3 protein-coding genes are annotated in these 3,949 nt (G+C 76.7%); 2 read left to right on the top strand and 1 reads right to left on the bottom strand.

Features of this window, described 5'->3' with window-relative positions; translation table 11 throughout:
• Positions 1–39 precede the first annotated feature (39 nt).
• Together GTR02_RS20370 and GTR02_RS20365 are read left to right on the top strand one after the other, a co-directional pair.
• Positions 40–603 carry a TetR/AcrR family transcriptional regulator gene (locus GTR02_RS20370; RefSeq protein WP_166609303.1) on the top strand — a complete coding sequence of 188 codons (564 nt, stop codon included), beginning with the start codon at positions 40–42 and terminating at the stop codon, positions 601–603.
• Positions 604–738: 135 nt separating this feature from the next.
• Positions 739–2,022, top strand: coding sequence for a diguanylate cyclase domain-containing protein (locus GTR02_RS20365; RefSeq protein ID WP_166609302.1), 1,284 nt, complete (start codon positions 739–741; stop codon positions 2,020–2,022).
• Between the two features lie 10 nt (positions 2,023–2,032).
• Here GTR02_RS20365 and GTR02_RS20360 read toward each other — a convergent pair whose 3' ends face one another.
• Positions 2,033–3,853 carry an ABC transporter ATP-binding protein gene (locus GTR02_RS20360; protein ID WP_338073955.1) on the bottom strand — a complete coding sequence of 607 codons (1,821 nt, stop codon included), beginning with the start codon at positions 3,851–3,853 and terminating at the stop codon, positions 2,033–2,035.
• Between the last annotated feature and the right edge of the window lie 96 nt (positions 3,854–3,949).

Genomic DNA, 3,949 nt, shown 5'->3' with positions numbered 1-3,949 from the left:
GTCCGGACGGTCAACGTCGGGGGTCCCTAACCTCTTCCCATGCCGTCCCGGACGCCCCCCGCCCCCACCGACGCCGCGACCGCGGCCCGGTCCACCCGGGACCGCCTCCTCGACGCCGTCGAGCGGCTCCTGGTCGAGGCCGGCCCGCGCGCCGCCACGCTGGACGCCGTCGCCGCCGCGGCGGGCGTGTCGAAGGGCGGTCTGCTGTACCACTTCGCCACCAAGGACGCCCTCGTGGAGGGCCTGCTCGACCGGCTGCGCGCGCTCGCGGCCGAGGACCTCGCCCGGATGCGCTCCGCGCCCGAGGGGGCCGCGCGCTACTACGTCCGCACGTCGGTCGTCGCGCCCGGCGACCCGCTGCAGCGGGCCACGATCGCGGCCCTGCGCCTCGTCCAGGACGCCGACCGCCGCGCCGTCGAGGCGTTCACGGAGGTCTCGGAGGGCTGGCGCGTGGCGATCGAGGAGGAGCTGGGCGACCGGGCCCTGTCCCGCGTCGTGCAGCTCGTCGGCGACGGGTTGTGGATGAGCGCCTCGATGGGCGTCGTGCCGGAGGACCTCGAGGAGGTGCTGGCGGCGCTGCCCGGCGTGCCGGACGAGGGCTGAACCGCCCCCGCCGGGTGAGGCGACCCGTTCGGACGATCACCTCGCGGGTCCCGCGCGCCGACACCACGTGTGCCGACACTCCCGCCGACGCCCTCCGCGACGGCACCGGCACGCACGAGAGGGCAGGTGGCGCAGGTGCAGGCTCCGAGCCCCGCGGTGGAGGCCGCGGTGGACCCCGCGGCGAGTGCCGCCGCGGCGCCTGCCGACGTCTGGGCGGCCTTCCCCGACCCGGCGTGGACCGCCGACGGCGACGGCCGCGTCCTCGCGTGGAACCCGGCGGCGGAGCGGACCTTCGGCTGGCCGGCCGGTGAGGCGCTCGGCCGCCGCCTGGAGGAGCTCGTGGGGCCGCTCGGGGCGGGCCCGGTCCGGCTGCGCCGACGCGACGGCGGCGCGGTCCACGGCGACGTGACGCTCTGGCGCGCGAGCGGGCCCGGCGGTGCGCCGCTGCACCTCGGCCTCCTGCGCCCGGCGCTGCAGCGCGGACTCCTCGAGGGCCACGCCGACCTGACCGGCGACTCCGTCGTCACCATCGACACGTCCGCCGTCGTCTCGTCGGTGAACGCGGGCGCCGAGCGGCTGTGGGGCGTGCGGGCCGCCGACGTCGAGGGCCGGCCCCTGGCGCTCATGCACGGGGCTGACCCCGAGCGCCTCGCGCAGCACCTGGGCACGATGTTCGCGGCCTTCCGCGCGGGCCTGCCCTGGCGCGACGTCGAGGTCGACACGACCACGCTCGCGGGCCGGCCGGTGCGCGTCGTCGCCGCGGCCACCCCGCTGCTCGACGCCGACGGGGCCGTCGCGGGCGCCGTGCTCGTCTCGCGCGACCTCACGCCCGTGCGCGAGCTCGAGGACTCGCTGCGCGTCGCGACCCGGGCCCTGCGCGCCCGCGCCGCACAGGGCGTCCAGACCACGCAGCGCGACGGGCTGACGGGCGTCGCCACGCGCAGCCTCCTGCAGGAGCGGCTCGCGCTGGCGCTGGCGGCGGCCGCGTCGTCGGGGGAGCCGCTGTGCGTGCTCGCCGCGGACCTCGACGGCTTCGGCGCGGTCAACGACTCCTACGGCCACCCCACCGGGGACGCCCTGCTCATCGCCTTCGCCGAGCACCTGCGCTCCCAGCTGCCGCTGTCGGCCACCGCGGGCCGCCTGGGCGCCGACGAGTTCGCCGTCGTCCTGCCCGGCCTCACGGCGGCCGAGGCCGAGGGGGTCCTCGCCCGCGTCGCGGACTGGGTGCCGCCCGCGCCGCTGCCGAGGCGCGGGCGGCGCGAGGACGACCAGGTCGTCGGGGTGAGCGCCGCCGTCGTGCTCGCGGGGGTGGAGGAGTGCCGGGCGTCCTTCGACACGGGTGTGCGGGCCGTGCTCGGCCGCGTCGAGGACGCGGTGCGCGCGGCCACGGCGGAGCGCCGCCGCACCGCCCGGGGGTGACGCCCCCGCGTCACGCCGTGGGGACGCGGGCCTCGTCGGCGGCCACGAGCTCGGCGTAGCGCCCGCCCCGGGCGCTCAGCTCGGCGTGTGTCCCGCGCTCGACGACCCGGCCGGCGTCCACGACGACGATCTGGTCGGCGCCGCGCACGGTCGAGAGCCGGTGCGCGATGGTGATCGTGGTGCGCCCCGCGGACAGCTGCGCGAGGGCGCCCGACATGGCGCGCTCGGTGCGGGTGTCCAGCGCGCTCGTGGCCTCGTCGAGCAGCAGGACGGGCGGGTCGCGCAGCACCGTGCGGGCCAGCGCGAGGCGCTGCTTCTCCCCGCCGGAGAACCGGTAGCCCCGCTCGCCGACGACGGTGTCGTAGCCGTCGGGCAGCGAGGCGATGAGGTCGTGGACCTGCGCGGTGCGTGCCGCGCGCTCGAGGTCGGCGTCCGTGGCGTCGGGCCGCGCGAACCGGAGGTTGTCCGCGACGCTGGCGTGCAGCAGGAAGGTCTCCTGCGTCACGACGCCGACCGCGTCCGACAGCGACCGCGCGGTGACGTCGCGGACGTCGGTGCCGTCGATGCGCACCGAGCCGCCGTCGGCGTCGTAGAGCCGCGCGAGCAGGTAGCCCAGCGTCGTCTTGCCCGACCCGGTGGCGCCGACCACCGCGAGGGACGTGCCCGCGGGGACGTCGAGGTCGACGTGCTGGAGCGTCGGGACGGCGGCGCCGGGGTAGGCGAAGGACACGTCGCGGAACTGCACGTGGCCGCGCACGGGCGGCAGCTCGACGGCCGCGGGCGACTCGACGACCTCGGGCGGGGTGTCGAGGTACTCGAAGACGCGGGTGAACAGCGCCATCGACGCGTGCAGGCGCACGACGATGCGCAGCAGGCTGCCGAGCGGCCGGAACAGCTGACCCTGCAGGCTGACCAGGGCGACGAGGGTGCCGATGCTGAGGTCGGTGCCCGTGCCGCGCAGCTGCCCGCCGAGCAGGTAGGTCAGGGCCGGGATCGCGGCCATGGTGAGCGTGATGACCGACCACTGCCAGCGCCCGGCCATCTCCGAGCTGACCTCGAGCGCCGAGACGTCCTCGGACTGCCGGGCGAAGCGCCGCACGACCTCGGGCGAGCGTCCCGTCGTGCGGGTCAGCAGGATGCCGGAGATCGACAGCGTCTCCTCGACGGTCGCGGACATCTCGGCCATCTGCCGCTGCCGCTGGGCCGTGATGCGGCGGCGCAGGCGGCCCACCCGGCGGTTCAGCCACAGCGACACCGGCATGATCGCGAAGGACAGCAGCGCGAGGCGCCAGTCCAGCGCCAGCATGGCGATGGCGGTCACGACGACCGTCGTGAGGTTCTGCACGAAGTCGGTGGCCGTGCTCGTCACGACGGTCTGCATGCCGCCGATGTCGTTGGCGATGCGGGACTGCACCTCGCCCGTGCGGGTGCGCGCGAAGAAGCCCAGGGACATCCGCTGCAGGTGGGAGTACAGGCGCACGCGCAGCTCGTGCATGACGGCCTGACCGATGCGGTTGGTCAGCAGCCCCTGCACGACGTCGAGGACCGTGCCGACGGCCGCGATGGCGACCAGGCCGCCCGCGAGCGCCGCGAGCAGCCGCAGGTCCCCGCGCGGGAGGGCGACGTCGACGATCTCGCGCAGCAAGAAGGGGCTCGCGACGCCGGCGACGGCGCCGACCGCGATGAGCCCGCCGACGGCCGACAGCGGGCCGACGTGGGGGCGGAACAGCTGCGCGACGCGGCGCAGCTCGGCCGCCCCGGGGCGGGCGCCGGTCTCCAGGACGGGCTTGGTCGTCGGGCGGAACGGGTCCCGAGCGGGGTCACCGCGCACAGGCGGACCTCCAGTAGTCGATGTGGTGTCCTCACAGTGAGGTTACCTCAGCATCCGCTAGCCTGACGCCGTGACCGCTCCCCCCCACCCGGCCGC

The organism is Kineococcus siccus, from assembly GCF_009906795.1.
Taxonomy (GTDB): Bacteria; Actinomycetota; Actinomycetes; order Actinomycetales; family Kineococcaceae; genus Kineococcus; species Kineococcus siccus.
This window is presented reverse-complemented; position numbering and strand designations above follow the sequence as displayed.

Coding starts and splice junctions, on each gene's coding strand:
- GTR02_RS20370 (WP_166609303.1), top strand. CDS start 40: ATGCCGTCCCGGACGCCCCCCGCCCCCACCGACGCCGCGACCGCGGCC.